Consider the following 17,901-nt stretch of genomic DNA (forward strand, 5'->3'; position numbering starts at 1 on the left):
CTCCTGATTCCAGACATACTCTATTGAAAGCTTATTCAGCCTCGTCCAAAAAAATGCTATAATTAACATTTAGTTAGAAAGGAGTGTTCATTTATGGCATTCGATGGATTATTTACAAGAGCGATTACACATGAAATTGAAAATTCTCTTTACACAGGAAGAATTTCCAAAATATATCAACCTTCAAAATACGAGATTTTATTACATATTCGAGCGAATGGAAAGAACCAAAAACTAATTCTTTCATCTCATCCTACATATGCGCGTATGCACTTAACGAATCAAAACTACGATTCGCCAGCAATACCGCCGATGTTCTGTATGCTTCTTCGCAAACATTTAGAAGGTGGATTTATTGAAAAAATTGAACAAATCGACTTAGAACGCATTATTCAAATTACAGTTCGCAGTCGTAATGAAATCGGAGACGAATCATTAAAAACATTAGTAATTGAAATAATGGGACGACATAGTAACATTATCTTATTAGATACGAAAACAAACGTGATTTTAGATAGCTTAAAACACGTTTCATTAGCCGTAAACCGTCACCGAACTGTATATGCTGGTGCTGAGTACGTCGCGCCACCAGCCCAACATAAAATCAATCCTCTGCAAATTGAAACTGCAGATGATTTTATTAGACCGCTAGACTTTCTATCTGGAAATATGGATAAACAACTCGTCGGTGCTTTCATGGGAATATCCCCATTATTTGCAAAAGAAGTAGTAAAGAAAGCCGGTATGGTAAACGAGAAAGCATTATCAGAAGCATTTTTCTCTATACAAACACCATTACTATCTCATGCATATACACCTACAATGATTACTGCAAAGGGAAAAGAATTCTTTTATCTTTTCCCTCTTACACACTTGCAAGGAGAAGAAAAAACATTCTCATCAGTGAGCGAATTGTTAGATCGTTTCTTCTTTGGCAAAGCAGAACGTGATCGTGTAAAACAACAAGCTCATGATTTAGAACGCTTTATGCAAAACGAAAAAAATAAAAACGAGAAAAAACTCATTAAACTCGAAAAAACACTGCAAGATGCTGGAAAAGCAGATAAATATCAACTATTTGGAGAGCTACTTACAGCCAATATGTACGCTTTAAAAAAGGGCGATAAAGATATTGAGGTCGTTAATTATTACGATGAGAATGGTGGAACTGTAAAAATTACATTAGATCCTTTAAAAACACCATCTGAAAATGCACAACGCTATTTCCAAAAGTATCAAAAAGCAAAAAATTCAGTTGTTGTTGTAGAAGAACAAATCGAAAAAACAAATGAAGAAATTCTTTATTTTGATAGCTTACTTCAACAAATGGAAGCTGCTTCTTCAAAAGATATTGAAGAAATTCGTGAGGAATTAGCTGAAGAAGGTTATGTGCGCAATCGTAAAACGAAAAACGCAAAGAAAAAGCCTACTAAACCAGTATTAGATAAATATGTAGCAAGTGATGGCACAGAGATTTTCGTTGGTAAAAACAATAAACAAAATGATTATTTAACAACGAAGTTTGCCCGCCGTGATGAAATTTGGTTACATACGAAAGACATACCTGGCTCTCACGTTGTCATTCGTTCTTTAGAGCCTGCTGAAGAAACTTTACTAGAAGCTGCCAAAATTGCTGCCTATTACAGTAAAGCGAAAGAGTCTAGCTCTGTACCTGTTGATTTCACCAAAATACGCCATGTCAAAAAACCGAGTGGTGCAAAACTTGGTTTTGTTACGTACGACAATCAGCAAACCGTATATGTAACACCAGATGTTGATATTGTAATGAAATTAAAAGCGTAAATAAAAAAATGCGTTGCTTATAAGCAACGCATTTTTTTATATTCGTTCACACTAATTCATATACCCATTTACTAATTCATAACACCTTGCTTTTGTCATCTTATATTTCTCTTCTGAGGCTTCGATACGCCTCATCGTTCCGTTATTTGTATCAGTACCAATTGCTTTAACTTTACTTTCTTTTTCTTTAACCCACGCAATTTGTTTCGTTTTTAACGACTGGAACGCATCAGCTGACATCGTACTTTTTAATGTACTGTAAATTTCATTTAGTTTATTATCCCACAGTTCATAATTTCCTTCTATTTCATTTACTATATCATTGGTTGACATAGCATTCGTATGTTTTTCTTGTTTATCTATAGCAGCTAATTCGCTTAAAACATTTGCTCTATCTATCTTTGAAGAAGATTCTTTTTGCGATTGTTTCTCGTCTTTTGAGCCTGTATACGCACTGGAATCCTTTCTCTGTACTTGTTCTGTTTCTTGAATATTTCTTTCTTTCGTTACTTTTTCATACCTATTTTCATCTACATTGTATGAAATAAGAGATGTTTTCGCATTTACAGTAATTAATCCGTTACTATCTTTGAATATATATTTCTTATCGCCACTATTTTCTTCACTTACAAATGACACATTCTTATCGTCTGGCATTTGTAAAATTCTATTTGCTTCTTCTTTTGTAAGTTTTAAATCTTCAGGAAAAACGAATGACCATTTATCCATTAACCATTCCCCTTCTTTATACACCAAATGAAATTCCCATTCTTGGGCCGCATGACCTATTTCATCTTCTAAACTTAATGTATGTACCGTTAAATTTTCTTTATCTTGTGAAGAAGAAAATCTTATTTCAGATTGAAAATAATTTGGGAATGGTAACATATCAGTCTCTCTCGATCTATTAAAGTTATTAAGCAATTCAGGAAGCTGATTCTCTACAAACTTTTCTGAAACTAATCCCTTAACTCCTTTTTTAACTGTCTCTAAATCCCCAGGATTATTTCGGCTCCATCCATTTTCTTTTTCCATCTCACTAAACGCGTTTGCTATTCCATCTACATTCTTTCTTACAATCTTTTTTGCTTCTTTTTCTGTCACTTCTGGCGCTTCATCAAGCTGGTCAATCATTTTATTCACTTGAACTTTGTTTTCACTTGTTTCACACCCCGTTATAACAAGCATACTAGCGGCCAAACAAAATGACATTACTTTACTTAATTTCTTCATACATTCACATTCCTTAACCCAATTTTTTCGTTACATCTCTTTACCTACAAAAAAACGTAACAATCCCTTATTATACCAATTTTTTTAATTTATTTATACAAAAAATATAATATTTAAATTAAAAAGATTTTGTTTGCAAGTTTACATTATTGTTCATTCACATAAAAACTTACTGTAAAAATTTTATATATATTTATTTTACATCCGTCTAGTTTTTTTGACACACAGCTACCCTCTTCTCTTTTATTCTAAATAAATATATTGGCACAATTCTTGCTTTATTAATGTAAAAAGGAGGAATTAAAATGAATATAAGAATAACTAACATCCAAAAACAACTACATAATTACGGAATCGACGGGTTACTTATTACAAAGAAAGAAAACCGTCAATACGCAACAAGCTTTACAGGTAGCGCAGGCGTTGTCTTAATTTCTGCGCATAAAGCTATTTTTATTACCGATTTCCGTTACGTAGATCAAGCAAAAACGGAAATAAAAGCAGCAGAAATTATTATGGATAAAGGAAATTTAGAAGAAGAAGTTGCAAATCAAGTATCAAAATTAAACATTCAAAAACTTGGTATAGAAGACAATAATATGACTTTGCAACAATTTAAGAAACTACAAAAATATATACATACAGAAATGGTTCCAGTATGTGAGATCATTGAAAATATTCGCCTTATTAAAGACACATCTGAAATAGAAACAATGAAAATCGCAGCTACGATCGCTGATCAAGCATTTCACCATATTGTTACATTTCTAAAGCCTGGAATAAGCGAGACTGACGTTCGAGATGAATTAGAATTTTTCATGCGAAAAAAAGGGGCTACATCTTCTTCCTTCCAAATCATTGTAGCTTCAGGCGTTCGTTCTTCACTTCCCCATGGAGTTGCATCAAATAAAATAATCGAACGAGGCGATATCGTTACATTAGACTTCGGTGCACTTTACGACGGATATTGTTCCGATATAACACGTACTGTAGCAATCGGGGAACCATCGGAAGAATTCAAAAAAATATACAATGTTGTACGAGAAGCGTTAAAACGTGGGACTGAAGCGATTAAGCCTGGAGAAACTGCGAAAAGTATCGATGATATAACGAGAGATTACATTACTGAGCATGGATATGGTCAATATTTTGGACACTCTACTGGTCATGGTCTTGGGTTAGAAATACATGAACCTCTTCGCTTATCCCAAGAAAGTAAAGCTACTTTAGAAGAAGGTATGGTCGTTACCGTTGAACCTGGTATTTACATACCAAACTGGGGCGGCTGTAGAATTGAAGATGATATCGTTATCACGAAAGACGGATATGAAGTTATTACAAAATCAAATCGGGAACTAATTGTTATTCCTTGTTGAAATCATAGAAAAAAATGCCACCGAATAAGGTGGCATTTCCTTTTATTCATTAACGAATAGCTTTTCGTTTACTATTTTAGTGACTACCACTACCAACATTAAAATGCATATTAAATATAGCATTTTCGCAATAAACAACCACCCTTGAAACATTACAATTCCATCTATTATCTCATTTCCTTTCCATTCCATAACAAAAACGGAATTGTGCTGATTATAATGACAAATTCGATGCTGAAAACCATTTTCTTTTTTCGACTATATGCTTTCCATTCATTCCAGCGATACATAGGAGCAAAAATCAATACTCCTATACATAATATAACTGGTACCCATTCACTGTTAAGAAATTGTCCTGAAATAACTGATAATAGTAAACAAACTAGCACACCATAATATCCTATTTTTTCTCTCATTCGTACTTCCCCATTCCCCTTCTCCTCAAATCCCATTTTTAGGATTAATTGTATTGTATCATCCATTTTTTATTCTTATCATTACAGTACATGAAATTTCACTTTTTTCTTTTTCCTATACTCACATACTTTCACTGCTTTCATACAATAAACTACACGAATGCCTAAAGGATGTGAATGTTATGGGAGTTGAATTAACGCTATTACACGCTCTCTACATTATTTGTTTACTCACTATTATTACCTTTTTTATTCTCCGAAAAGATACGACTATCATTTGTATCGTTTTTATCTTTTTATTAGCATTAACTGCAACAAGTTCTATCCCTCTTGCCATTAGTGGGATTTTTCAAAGTTTCATTTACGCCATTACTGAGCTATTACCAACTATATTAATCATCTCCATTATCGTATCAATGAGCAATTTACTCGTTCATACTGGCATAAATGATACGATGATTTCACCATTTACAAAAATGATTCGTACACCTACACTCGCCTACTGGATTATCGGCCTTTTAATGATGACCATTTCTTTCTTCTTTTGGCCTTCTCCAGCTGTCGCCTTAATGGGAGCTATTTTATTACCGGTTGCTGTACGTGTCGGCCTTCCTCCAATTGGGGTTGCAATTGCTATGAACTTATTTGGACACGGCATTGCCTTATCTGGTGACTTCGTTATTCAAGGTGCATCGAAATTAACTGCAGACGCGGCTGGTCTCCCTGTTTCCAGCGTCGTATCTGCAAGTATTCCACTCGTTATCGTTATGGGCATTGTAACAACTTCCGTCGCTTTTTTCTTCTTACGAAGAGAATTTCATACAGGCTTATCTATACAAGAATCTATTCCATCAACTGAGTCTTCTAAAACGCTCACTTCATTATCTCCTCGCACAAAGAAATGGCTCGCTATATGTATCCCTATCGTATATATCATTGATATCCTTTGCATGATTCAATTTAAACTACAAGGAAGCGACGCAACTGCACTTATCGGCGGAACAACTGTTATTATGATTATCATCATTTCACTCATCGCCTACAAAGGAACTGGGCTGACTAAAACGACCGATTATTTTATAGAAGGGCTCCAATTTGGATTTAAAATTTTCGGCCCAGTTATTCCAATTGCTGCACTCTTTTATTTAGGAGATAGCGGCTTTGTAAAAATTATCGGAGACTATTTACCGAAAGGTTCACATGGAATCATTAACGACTTAGGGATTGCCTTATCTCAAACGGTTCCTTTAAACCAATATGTATCGGCGGGAACATTAACTATCGTTGGTGTCATAACAGGCTTAGATGGATCTGGTTTTTCCGGTATATCGCTTGCTGGTTCCATTGCAAACCTTTTCGGAACAGCTTTAGGTCATGGAACAGCTACATTAACAGCACTCGGACAAATTGCGGCTATATGGACCGGGGGCGGGACGTTAATTCCTTGGGCACTTATTCCTGCTGCTGCGATTTGTAAAGTCGATCCATTTGAACTTGCACGCCGAAACTTTTTACCGGTTGTTATCGGTTTAATTGTCACCACGATCGTTGCGATGTTTATCCTATAACGTAAGCAAGTGTTCTCTTGCTTACGTTTTTTGCTTGTAAAATTCATCATGAATTATCAGTTTTCAAGAGGGATTCGTTATTACTTAGCGAAATTATATTAGGAGAGTAATTATTTCAAAACGTTTACGAGAAACAGATTACTGCAATTAGAAAAGGGGACATACCTATGAATGAATTGATTTTCGTCTTATTAATTTGTCCATTACTTATCTTTATCGTTTCTGTTATTGGAACGCGCAAGACGAAAACGTATTACGTAATGCCGATTGTAACGTTTGCTAGTTTTTTAATAATAGGTGTTATCGCCTTTACTCCAAAATTTTTCTTTTGGGTTGGCATGTACAGCATCTTCTCATTTATTGTTTCTTATATGACTTTATTGTTTGTAAGAGGATATGAGCTTGCAGAAAGCGCTAAGTAATTAAGGAGATTGTAATATGATTTTCTTTGATATTGATGGAACTTTACTTGAAGTTTTAACAATGATATAAAAGACGACCGCGTTCCCCCGCGGTCGTCTTTTTTCGTGTTACGCTGTGATCCAAGCTTCGTTAGCTGGATTTTTACGCCACTCTTGTAATTTCTTCGTTTCAGCTTGTCCAATCATACCTTTTTCTGCTGCAACTTCAGTTAATGCACTGTAATCACTTAAAGAATATGATGCTACGTTCGCTGCTTCTAACTTTTCTTTTCCTGCTTCTAGCTCGTATGTGAAGATTGATACGATCCCTAATACTTCACAGCCAGCTTCGCGAAGTGCTTCTACACATGTAATTGCACTACCGCCAGTTGAAATTAGGTCCTCTACTACTACTACTTTTTGACCTTTTTCAGCTTTTCCTTCGATTTGGTTCCCTTTACCGTGACCTTTTGCTTTACTACGTACGTAGCACATTGGTAAATCCATACGATCGCTTACCCATGCAGCGTGCGCAATACCAGCAGTTGCTGTTCCTGCAATAACTTCTACAGTTGGGAAGTGCTCTTTAATTAACTCTTCTAATCCAGCTGCAATCGCTTGACGTACTTTTGGATAAGATAAAGTTAAACGGTTATCACAATAAATTGGTGATTTCATACCTGAAGACCATGTGAATGGATCGTTCGGTTGTAAAAATACTGCTCCAATTTCTAATAAATGCGATGCGATTTCTTTTTTCATACTGTTACACCTTCCCACTGTTGTTTTACTGTTTTATACGCTTCAAGCGGATTTTCTGCTTTTGTAATACTACGTCCAACTACGATGTAGCTTGAGCCAAGTTCCCTCGCACGTTTCGGTGTTGCTACGCGCACCTGGTCATTTACATCATCGCTTGCAAGACGAATCCCCGGTGTTACTGTTACAAATTCATTTCCGCATACTTCACGTAATTTTGGAACTTCAAGTGTTGAACAAACAACGCCATCAAGTCCACTTTCTTTCGTTAGTTTTGCATAATGAGCAACCGCTTCTTCTAACGTTTTCTCAATGCCGATCTCTTTTTTCATCATAGCTTCCGAAGTGCTTGTTAGTTGTGTAACTGCAATACAAATCGGTCTCTCTTTTCCTTCTTGCTTACCTTCCTCTAATCCCTCAATCGCAGCTTTCATCATACTGCTTCCCCCAGCAGCATGAACATTTACCATATCAACATCTAGACTAGCTAGGCTACGCATAGCGCTTTTTACTGTATTCGGAATATCATGAAGTTTTAAATCTAGAAAAATCTTATGTCCTTTTTCTTTTAAGTACGTAATAATCGCAGGGCCTTCTTTGTAAAATAACTCCATACCAACTTTGACAAATAACTTTTCCCCTTCAAAGTGGCGCAAGAATTGTTCTACATCTTGTTTCCCTGGAAAATCTAATGCAACGATTAACGACTGTGACATGTTTGCTTCCAGCTCCTTCCTTGACATTCCGAAATGTGATCAAATCCTAATTCATCTAGTAATGCTGGTAACTCTTCAATAATTGTCGGACATACGAACGGATCAATAAAGTTCGCTGTACCTACTGCAACTGCGCTTGCGCCAGCGTAGAAGAATTCAATTACATCTTCCGCTGTCTCAATACCACCCATTCCGATAATCGGAATGTTTACCGCTTGGCTTACTTCATGTACCATACGAATTGCTACTGGCTTAATCGCAGGACCTGATAATCCACCTGTACGGTTTGCTAAAATTGGTTTAGCTGTTTTTAAATCTAGACGCATACCAAGCAATGTATTAATCATCGTTAAACCATCTGCACCTGCATTTTCAATCGCTTTTGCAATTTCCACAATGTTTGCCACGTTCGGTGACAACTTCACGTATACAGGTACTTCAGAAACCTCTTTTACTCGCTTCGTTAAATCAGCAGCAATTTCAGGATTTGTACCAAAGGCGATACCACCTGTTTTTACGTTCGGACAAGAAATGTTTAATTCTAGTGCATGGACATTAGGCGCTTTAGAAATTTCCTTCGCAACCGCTACGTAATCCTCAGCTTGTGAGCCTGCAACGTTCGCAATAATTGGAAGGTCAAATTGTTCTAACCATGGTAATTCCGAATTCATTACTTTGTCTAATCCCGGGTTTTGAAGTCCGATTGCATTTAGCATGCCGCCTGGTGTTTCAGCAACACGAGGCGTTGGATTTCCATAACGTGGTTGTTCTGTCGTCGCTTTAATCATGATTGATCCTAGTACACTTAAATCGTAAAACTGTGCATATTCACGACCAAACCCAAAGCATCCAGATGCCGGTATAATTGGATTTTTTAACGATAATCCTGGTAATTCAACTTGCAATCTGTTCATAGTACAACCTCCCCGATTGGAAATACTGGTCCGTCGCTACACACCTTCTTGTAAGAATGTCCACTTGGATCTTCTTGTAAGTGGCATACACATGCGAAACAAGCTCCAATACCACAGCCCATACGTTCTTCTAATGAAATATAGGCTTTTTTCTCTTTGTAACGTCCTTCTAATGCACGAAGCATCGCTAACGGACCACATGAATAAAGAATATCAAAGTCAATTCCGTAATTATCAATTACATCTGTGACAAATCCTTTTGTACCGTGTGTACCGTCTACTGTTGCAACGTACGTATCACCAAGTTCTGCAAATTTTTCTTCATAGAAAACTACATCTTTCGTTTGAAAACCTAGGATGTGAATTACGCGTACCCCTTTTGCAACGAGGCGCTGTGATAATTCATAAAGTGGTGGTACACCAATTCCCCCGCCTACTAGTAAAGCTGTTTGACCAGCTTCTGCTTCTTCTACAGGAAAACCATGTCCTAGCGGTCCTAGTACGTCTACCATTTCACCTTGTTTTCTAGTTGCTAATGTTTTTGTCCCTTGTCCTTCTGCACGATATAGCATTGTAAATTCGTTCTTCTCTTGATTTACATTACAAATACTAATCGGGCGGCGCAGAAGGGGCGCAATGCCCTCTGCTACCTTAATGTGTACAAACTGCCCTGGTTCGTTCATTTGCTGTACTAACGTTCCTTGAAGCACTAATTCGTAAATGTTTTTTGCGATTTCTTTTTGGTTAACGACAATCATATTTTGCTTTTGCATCATGCATGTACCACCTCGTGACGCTTTGTTTGCGTAATTTCTTTCATTGAATGAGCTGAGAATGTCATAGATTCTAGTACTCGTAAGATTGCTCTCGTTGTATCAAGTGATGTTAAGCAAGCCACACCATTTTCTACTGATTCACGGCGAATGCGGAAACCATCACGCGCTGGTTGTTTGCCTTTCGTTAGCGTATTGATTACAAACTGTGCTTTTCCTTGACGGATAATATCTAGTAAGTTGTAGTCTTCAGAATCAATTTTGTTTACAACTTGCACTGGAATATTTTGCTCAGCTAACGACTGTGCTGTTCCAGCTGTTGCTAATAAGTTATAACCGATTTCGTGGAAACGTTTTGCAATTTCCATTGCCTCTTCTTTATCTTTATCCGCTACAGTAATGATTACTGATCCGTGCGTTGGGATGTTAATTCCAGAAGCAACTAATCCTTTGTATAATGCTTTTTCAAGCGTTAAGTCTTTACCCATTACTTCCCCTGTTGATTTCATTTCAGGTCCTAATGTTGTATCAACTGAGCGTAGTTTTGCGAATGAGAATACCGGAGCCTTTACATATACTTCTTTCTCTTCTGGGTGATAACCAGTTCCGTATCCTTGCTCTACTAGGTCTTGCCCTAAAATAACTTTCGTTGCAACATTCGCCATCGGTACGCCTGTAATTTTACTTAAGAATGGTACTGTACGGCTCGCACGTGGATTTACTTCGATTACATACACTTCATCTTTGAATACTACAAACTGAATGTTTAGTAATCCAACAATGTTTAAACCTTTTCCAAGTGCAATTGTATGTTCAATAATTTGTTCTTTTAGTTTTGCAGATAAGCTTTGCGGTGGATATACTCCGATTGAGTCACCAGAGTGAACTCCAGCGCGTTCAATATGTTCCATAATACCCGGAATGAATACATTCTCACCATCTGAAATTGCATCTACTTCAATTTCTTTACCAACCATGTAACGATCGATTAATACTGGGTGATCTGCGTGAACTTTAACCGCATTTTTCATGTAGTGCAGCAGTTCTTCTTGACGATATACGATTTCCATCGCGCGTCCACCTAGTACGTAAGATGGTCTTACTAATACTGGGTAACCAATTTTGTCAGCGATTGCTACTGCTTGCTCTACAGTCGTTGCTGTTTTACCAACTGGTTGCGGGATACCAAGTTGTGTTAGCGCTGCTTCAAACTTATCACGATCTTCTGCGCGGTCTAAATCTTCAAGTGATGTTCCTAAGATTTTCACACCGTGAGCTTCTAATTTAGCAGCTAAGTTAATTGCCGTTTGTCCACCGAACTGAACGATAACACCTTCTGGTTTTTCTAAATCGATAATGTGCATTACATCTTCAATCGTTAATGGTTCAAAGTATAATTTGTCAGAAATACTGAAGTCTGTTGAAACTGTTTCTGGGTTGTTATTAACAATGATTGCCTCATATCCAGCTTCTTTAATTGCCCATACTGAGTGAACTGTTGCGTAGTCAAACTCAACACCTTGACCAATGCGGATCGGACCAGATCCTAGAACTACTACACTCTTACGATCTGTTACAATCGATTCATTTTCGTCCGCATATGTGCTGTAGTAATATGGCGTTGCAGATTCAAACTCTGCCGCACAAGTATCTACCATTTTGAATACTGGCATCATATTATTTTCTTTACGCATATCGTAAATTTCGCGCTCCGTTTTGTTCCAAGCTGCTGCAATGTAGTGATCGCTGAAGCCCATTTCTTTTGCAGTTTGTAGTACTTCCATATTTCCTACGTTCGCTTTTACTTCACGTTCCATATTTACGATGTTTTCAACTTTTTGTAAGAAGAAGAAGTCCATTTCACACCATTCATTGATTTCTTCTTTCGTTACACCTTGGCGAATTGCTTCTGCTACAATAAACAGTCGTTCATCATCCGCTTTAATGATACGTTTTTTCATCGTTTCTTTATCAAGTTCTTTTAAGTGCTCTAATTCTAAGTGATAAATGCCAAGCTCTAAAGAACGAACTGCTTTTAGTAATGATTCTTCTAAGTTACGTCCGATTGACATAACTTCACCAGTTGCTTTCATTTGTGTTCCAAGCGTTCTGTTCGCTGATTCAAACTTATCAAACGGCCAACGTGGAATTTTTGAAACAACATAGTCTAACGCTGGCTCGAAACAAGCGTAAGTTTTTTGTGTTACTGGGTTTACGATTTCATCTAACGTTAAGCCGACTGCAATTTTTGCTGCTAATTTCGCAATTGGATATCCAGTTGCTTTAGATGCTAGTGCAGATGAACGACTTACACGTGGATTTACTTCAATTACATAGTATTGGAAGCTATATGGATCAAGCGCAAGCTGAACGTTACATCCGCCTTCAATTCCTAGTGCACGAATAATTCGTAATGAAGTGTTACGTAACATTTGATATTCACGGTCGCTTAGCGTTTGGCTCGGTGCTACTACAATCGAATCACCTGTGTGAACACCAACTGGATCGATGTTTTCCATGTTACATACTACAATCGCGTTATCATTTGAATCACGCATTACTTCATATTCAATTTCCTTACAGCCAGCAATACTTTTCTCTAATAAACATTGTGTTACTGGACTATGTTTTAAACCACTTGTTACGATTTCAATTAGCTCTTCTTCGTTATGGCAAATTCCGCCGCCCGTTCCTCCTAATGTGAACGCTGGTCGAACGATTACTGGATAACCAATTTCGTTTACAAATCCATATGCTTCATCAAGGTTATGAATAATTTCACTTGGTGGTGTTGGTTCATTTAAATCTTGCATTAATGTACGGAATAAATCACGATCTTCCGCTTGCTCGATTGCTGATAATTTTGTTCCTAAAATTTCAACTCCGCACTCGTCGAGTACGCCTGATTTTGCAAGTTCAACAGCCATGTTTAAACCTGTTTGACCACCTAATGTTGGTAGGATTGCATCAGGACGTTCTTTACGAATAATACGGCTTACGAATTCTAATGTTAATGGCTCGATGTATACTTTATCTGCTGTTGCAGTATCCGTCATAATTGTTGCTGGGTTAGAGTTAACAAGGATTACTTTGTAACCTTCCTCTTTAAGAGATTGACAAGCTTGTGTACCAGAGTAGTCAAACTCCGCTGCTTGCCCAATTACAATTGGTCCTGATCCGATTACTAAAATTGTGTTAATGTCTAGGCGTTTTGGCATAACTCTTCCCCTTCTTTCTTGAAGTTTTCAATCATTGTTAAGAAATCTTCGAATAAATCATTTGCATCTTCTGGTCCCGCTGAAGCTTCTGGATGGTATTGTACTGTAAATGCTGGGAACTTCTTATGACGAAGACCTTCTACCGTTCCATCGTTTAAAGCAACATGTGTAATTTCAAGATCTGTATTTTCAACTGATTCTTCTTCTACTGCGTATCCGTGGTTTTGAGATGTAATTGCTACTTTTCCAGTTGCAAGATTTTTTACTGGATGGTTTAAACCACGGTGACCAAATTTCAACTTACTTGTATTTGCACCTGATGCTAGAGCGAACAATTGATGTCCTAGGCAAATTCCGAATAAAGGAACTTTACCGATAATGTCTTTTAACATTTCAATTGCTTCTGGTACATCTTTCGGATCTCCAGGTCCATTACTTAACATAATTCCATCTGGGCTAAGGCGTAAAATTTCTTCTGCTGTTGTGTTGTAAGGAACTACAATTACATCACAGTCACGCTTATTTAATTCTCGTAAAATACCATGTTTCATACCGAAGTCTACTAGTACAACTCGGTGACCACGACCTGGGCTTGGGTATGGATCTTTCGTTGATACGCGTTTTACATGATCTGTAAATACTGTCGCTTTTAATTGACTTACAATGTACTCTACATCTGCATCCATATTACAAAGGCGTCCGCGTAATGTACCGTATTGACGAATTTTTCTCGTTAATTTTCTCGTATCAATCCCTGCTAATCCTGGGATATTTCTTTCGTTCAAGTAATCATTTAACGAAATTTCATTACGGAAGTTTGATGGATGATCACAAATTTCGTTTACGATTAAACCATTTACAGATGGGTGAATGGATTCAAAATCGTCACGGTTAATGCCGTAGTTTCCGATTAATGGGTACGTGAATGTTACGATTTGACCGCAATATGATGGATCAGATAATGTTTCTTGATATCCAGTCATTCCTGTTGTAAATACAACCTCACCTGACTTTTCGATTTCGCCTCCGAAACCTGTTCCAATTAATACTGTTCCATCTTCTAAGATAAGTTGTCTTTTCATACTAATGCACTCTCCTTTTGCCATGCGATCTTACCACCAACGATTGTCATTACCGGCCATCCTTGGCATTTCCAACCTGCGAATGGTGTATTTTTTCCTTTTGATAAGAATGTTGTTGGGTCAATCTCTTCTTCTTGTTCTAAATCAATGATTGTAATATCAGCTGTTCTACCTTCTTTCAGGCGACCTGCTTCTAAGCCGAATGTATCAGCTGGCTTTTCTGTTAAGAATTGAATTAATTGTTCTAATGTAATAATTCCTTTTTTCACAAGGTTTGTGTATAGAAGTGGGAATGCTGTTTCAAAACCAGTAATTCCAAACGGTGCTCTTTCAATTCCTTGTGCTTTCTCTTCCGCTGTATGCGGTGCATGGTCAGTTGCAATCATATCGATCGTTCCATCTAATAAACCTTCAATTAATGCTGCATGGTCTTCTTTTCCACGAAGCGGTGGGTTCATTTTAAAGTTAGGATCAGCTGATGGGATATCATCTTCACATAACACTAGGTGATGCGGTGTTACTTCTGCTGTTACTTTAATTCCAGCGCGTTTCGCATCACGGATTACACGTACCGAACCTTTCGTACTTACATGACATACGTGATAGTGGCAATCTGCTGCTTCAGCAAGCAGTATATCCCTTGCAATATGTACAGATTCACATACTGATGGGATACCGTTTAATCCGTGTTTCTCAGAAAACTTCCCTTCATGTACACAACCTTTATTAATAAGCGTATTCTCTTCACAGTGCGCAACTACTGCCATATCTAATTTTGCTGCACGTTTCATAGCCGCTAACATCATGCTCGCATCTTGTACGCCTACGCCGTCATCTGTGAAAGCAAATGCTCCAAGTTCTTTTAATGTTTCGAAATCTGTCATTTCAGAACCAGCTTGACGTACTGTAATTGCTCCGTATGGTAGTACGTTAACATGAGCTTTTTCTTCAATACGTTTTTGCAAGTCTTCCATATGTTCTCTGCAATCTGGTACCGGACGTGTATTTGGCATTGCGCAAATTGTAGTGAATCCACCTTTTGCCGCTGCTAGTGTACCTGTTTCAATTGTTTCTTTATGTTCACCACCTGGTTCACGAAGATGTACGTGTACATCTACTAATCCAGGTGCGATTAACTTTCCGTTCACATCGATTACTTCAGCATTATCTGCCGTAATATTTTCTGCTACCTTAGCGATTTTACCGTCTTGTACGAGAAGATCCGTTGCTACGATTTTTCCTTCTTCATTCATATAACGACCATTTTTAAACAAGTAATTCATGTTTCATTCCTCCTAATACATTTGGTAAGGCGCGTTTTAGTACAGCCATTCTTACGTAAACTCCATTTTCCATTTGTTTAAATATGCGTGAACGCTCACACTCAACAAGTTCACTTGCAATTTCAACATCACGGTTTACAGGAGCTGGATGCATAATAATGCTTCCTTCTTTCATACGCTTTTCTCTTTCCACTGTTAATCCGTGTTTCTCATGATACTCTTTCATAATGTCTGTTTCATAATGATCATGACGCTCATGTTGTACACGAAGTAACATCATTACATCCACTTCTGGAACAAGTTCATCTAATGGTTTGTATGTTCCAAATGTGTTGTCTTCATCTTTCCACTCTTCTGGACTTGCAAAGTAGATTGTTGCACCTAGTTTCGTTAATGCTTCTGCATTCGAACGCGCTACTCTGCTATGACGAACATCTCCTACTATCGCAATCTTTAATCCTTCAAATCTTCCAAACTCTTGTTTAATTGTAAGGAGATCGAGTAGGCACTGCGTTGGGTGGTTTCCACATCCATCTCCAGCATTTAAGATTGGGATATTCACCTGATCTTTTAGTTCATCGAAGTAGCGATCTTGCTCATGGCGGACGATTACCGCTTTTGTTCCGATTGATTCTAATGTTCTTATCGTATCGTATAAAGTTTCTCCTTTTTGTACGCTAGATGCATCAGCTGAAAAGTTTAAAACATCAAGTCCTAATCTCTTCTCAGCAACCTCAAAGCTAAATCTCGTTCTCGTACTATTCTCAAAGAACAAGTTCGCAACAAAAGTTTGCTCTGTCGTTTTGCTTTCTTTTCCATTCGCAAAATCTTCTGCGTCTTTTAGGATTTCTGAAATTTCTACTTCCGATAATTCACTCATCGTTAACAAATGGCTCATCGTCATCCCTCATCTTTCTAATTTTTATGTTACCACTTTCGTATATTTATAACAACCTTTGTATAAAAATACCCTAGTCATGTGAGACTAGGGTGCAAGAAAGAAGCCACCCTTTTCGGTCTCACAGGACTGAATTAAAAGGTTATTATTATGAAGCAATTTGCTTAGATTGTTTTATTTGTTTCGTTTCTGGTAGTAGTAGATTTAATAGTACACCTACAATTGCTGCTAGTGCCATTCCTTCTACTTGGAACGATTCTCCTACGTGAAGTACCGCTCCGCCAATACCAATCACTAGTATCACTGATGCAATCATTAAGTTTCGTTTGTCACTTAGGTCTGTTTTATCATCTACCATCATGCGTAATCCGCTTGATGCGATTACACCGAATAGTAGGATTGATACACCACCCATAACTGGTGTTGGGATCGAATGAATCAGTGCAGAAATCTTACCGATAAACCCGAATATGATTGCAAACACTGCTGAACCGATGAATAAGTATACACTGTATGCTCTCGTAATTGCTAGCACACCGATGTTTTCACCATACGTCGTATTCGGCGGTCCACCGATTAGTGACGCGATTAATGTCGCTACCCCATCACCGAAGATTGAACGGTGTAAACCTGGTTTTTCAATTAAATCTCTTTTAATAACATTTCCAAGTACAATTTGATGTCCGATATGCTCTGAAATTGTTACTAGTGCAACTGGTACCATCAGGAGTACAATCTTCCACGAAAACTCCGGCGTATATGTTACAAATGGTACTGTGAAATCTGGTATAACAAACCATTTTGCCTCAGCTACCGGCTTTAAGTCTACTAGCCCTTGGAAGTAAGCGAAGATATATCCGCCGACAATCCCTAGTAACACTGGTATGATACTGAAAAACCCTCTCCCGAATATCGAGCAGATAATTGTAATTGCTAACGTTACTAACGCTACTGAAAAGTGTGTAAAGCTATATTTGCCATCCGCACCGTTCATCGCCATGTTAACTGCTGTATGTGCTAAAGCTAGACCGATTACCATTACTACTGGACCAACTACGATTGGCGGAAGTAATTTCATAATCCACTCTGATCCTGACTTCTTAATTCCGAGTGAGATTAAGATGTACACAAGTCCTGCTAGCAAACCACCAAGCATTGCTGCTCCCGGTCCACCTGCCGTTTTCGCTGTTATAATCGGTGCGATAAAGGCGAATGATGATCCTAGATAGGCAGGTACTTGACCTTTCGTTATAAGAAGGAACGCTAACGTTCCTAATCCACTTGATATTAATGCTACTGATGGATTCAATCCTGTTAAAAACGGAACAAGCACTGTTGATCCAAACATCGCGAACAAATGTTGTATACTTAAAAATAACCATTTTCCCGGTTTCGGTACTTCATTAACGTCTAACACTGGCTTTTGTTCCATTGTTACATCCTCCTTCAGTTTAAATCTTT

General features: G+C 37.7%; 14 protein-coding genes and 1 pseudogene. 4 read left to right on the top strand and 11 right to left on the bottom strand.

Annotation, left to right across the window (positions count from 1 at the left end; translation table 11 throughout):
- Window positions 1–93: 93 nt before the first annotated feature.
- On the top strand, window positions 94–1,803 hold the full coding sequence (locus MKY21_RS19520; protein WP_061663123.1) for an Rqc2 family fibronectin-binding protein: 1,710 nt from the start codon (window positions 94–96) through the stop codon (window positions 1,801–1,803).
- Between the two features lie 51 nt (window positions 1,804–1,854).
- On the opposite strand, the gene MKY21_RS19525 is transcribed toward MKY21_RS19520, so the two are convergent.
- On the bottom strand, window positions 1,855–3,036 hold the full coding sequence (locus tag MKY21_RS19525) for a lysozyme inhibitor LprI family protein (protein WP_000736523.1): 1,182 nt from the start codon (window positions 3,034–3,036) through the stop codon (window positions 1,855–1,857).
- Window positions 3,037–3,341: 305 nt separating this feature from the next.
- Between MKY21_RS19525 and MKY21_RS19530 the strand changes: the two genes are divergently transcribed.
- Entirely contained in the window at window positions 3,342–4,412 is a 1,071-nt protein-coding gene (locus tag MKY21_RS19530) for a M24 family metallopeptidase (RefSeq protein WP_044795365.1), read from the top strand.
- A gap of 42 nt (window positions 4,413–4,454) precedes the next feature.
- On the opposite strand, the pseudogene MKY21_RS19535 reads toward MKY21_RS19530, so the two are convergent.
- Window positions 4,455–4,828: pseudogene (locus MKY21_RS19535) on the bottom strand (YoqO family protein).
- 182 nt (window positions 4,829–5,010) lie between these two features.
- Here MKY21_RS19535 and MKY21_RS19540 point away from each other — a divergent pair.
- The gene (locus tag MKY21_RS19540) at window positions 5,011–6,396 is read left to right on the top strand and encodes a membrane protein (RefSeq protein WP_044795367.1); all 1,386 of its coding nucleotides are present in this window, start codon (window positions 5,011–5,013) and stop codon (window positions 6,394–6,396) included.
- A 167-nt stretch (window positions 6,397–6,563) separates the two neighbouring features.
- Window positions 6,564–6,818 (top strand): YbeF family protein, encoded by a 255-nt coding sequence (locus tag MKY21_RS19545; RefSeq protein ID WP_001003933.1) that lies wholly within the window; start codon window positions 6,564–6,566, stop codon window positions 6,816–6,818.
- Window positions 6,819–6,926: 108 nt separating this feature from the next.
- On the opposite strand, the gene pyrE is transcribed toward MKY21_RS19545, so the two are convergent.
- The 9 genes from pyrE to uraA form a co-directional block, all read right to left on the bottom strand.
- The gene (gene pyrE, locus MKY21_RS19550; RefSeq protein ID WP_000711449.1) at window positions 6,927–7,559 is read right to left on the bottom strand and encodes an orotate phosphoribosyltransferase; all 633 of its coding nucleotides are present in this window, start codon (window positions 7,557–7,559) and stop codon (window positions 6,927–6,929) included.
- Entirely contained in the window at window positions 7,556–8,272 is a 717-nt protein-coding gene (gene pyrF, locus MKY21_RS19555) for an orotidine-5'-phosphate decarboxylase (protein ID WP_000083505.1), read from the bottom strand. Before pyrF ends, pyrE begins: the two co-directional genes overlap by 4 nt.
- Window positions 8,257–9,186: a dihydroorotate oxidase B catalytic subunit gene (gene pyrD, locus MKY21_RS19560; RefSeq protein WP_001081049.1), complete on the bottom strand. Its 930-nt coding sequence runs from the start codon at window positions 9,184–9,186 to the stop codon at window positions 8,257–8,259. The genes pyrF and pyrD overlap by 16 nt, the downstream gene beginning before the upstream one ends.
- Window positions 9,183–9,962 carry a dihydroorotate oxidase B electron transfer subunit gene (gene pyrK / locus MKY21_RS19565; protein WP_000983368.1) on the bottom strand — a complete coding sequence of 260 codons (780 nt, stop codon included), beginning with the start codon at window positions 9,960–9,962 and terminating at the stop codon, window positions 9,183–9,185. Before pyrK ends, pyrD begins: the two co-directional genes overlap by 4 nt.
- Window positions 9,959–13,177 (bottom strand): carbamoyl-phosphate synthase large subunit, encoded by a 3,219-nt coding sequence (carB, locus tag MKY21_RS19570; protein WP_001126104.1) that lies wholly within the window; start codon window positions 13,175–13,177, stop codon window positions 9,959–9,961. Before carB ends, pyrK begins: the two co-directional genes overlap by 4 nt.
- Window positions 13,162–14,259 (bottom strand): carbamoyl phosphate synthase small subunit, encoded by a 1,098-nt coding sequence (locus MKY21_RS19575; RefSeq protein ID WP_000828685.1) that lies wholly within the window; start codon window positions 14,257–14,259, stop codon window positions 13,162–13,164. The genes carB and MKY21_RS19575 overlap by 16 nt, the downstream gene beginning before the upstream one ends.
- Entirely contained in the window at window positions 14,256–15,542 is a 1,287-nt protein-coding gene (gene pyrC, locus MKY21_RS19580) for a dihydroorotase (protein WP_001108366.1), read from the bottom strand. The genes MKY21_RS19575 and pyrC overlap by 4 nt, the downstream gene beginning before the upstream one ends.
- Window positions 15,526–16,440, bottom strand: coding sequence for an aspartate carbamoyltransferase (pyrB, locus tag MKY21_RS19585; protein WP_000018845.1), 915 nt, complete (start codon window positions 16,438–16,440; stop codon window positions 15,526–15,528). The genes pyrC and pyrB overlap by 17 nt, the downstream gene beginning before the upstream one ends.
- A 148-nt stretch (window positions 16,441–16,588) precedes the next feature.
- The gene (gene uraA / locus MKY21_RS19590; RefSeq protein ID WP_000435931.1) at window positions 16,589–17,872 is read right to left on the bottom strand and encodes a uracil permease; all 1,284 of its coding nucleotides are present in this window, start codon (window positions 17,870–17,872) and stop codon (window positions 16,589–16,591) included.
- Window positions 17,873–17,901 lie beyond the last annotated feature (29 nt).

Source organism: Bacillus sp. FSL R9-9497 (genome assembly GCF_038005805.1).
GTDB classification, from domain to species: domain Bacteria; phylum Bacillota; class Bacilli; order Bacillales; family Bacillaceae_G; genus Bacillus_A; species Bacillus_A cereus.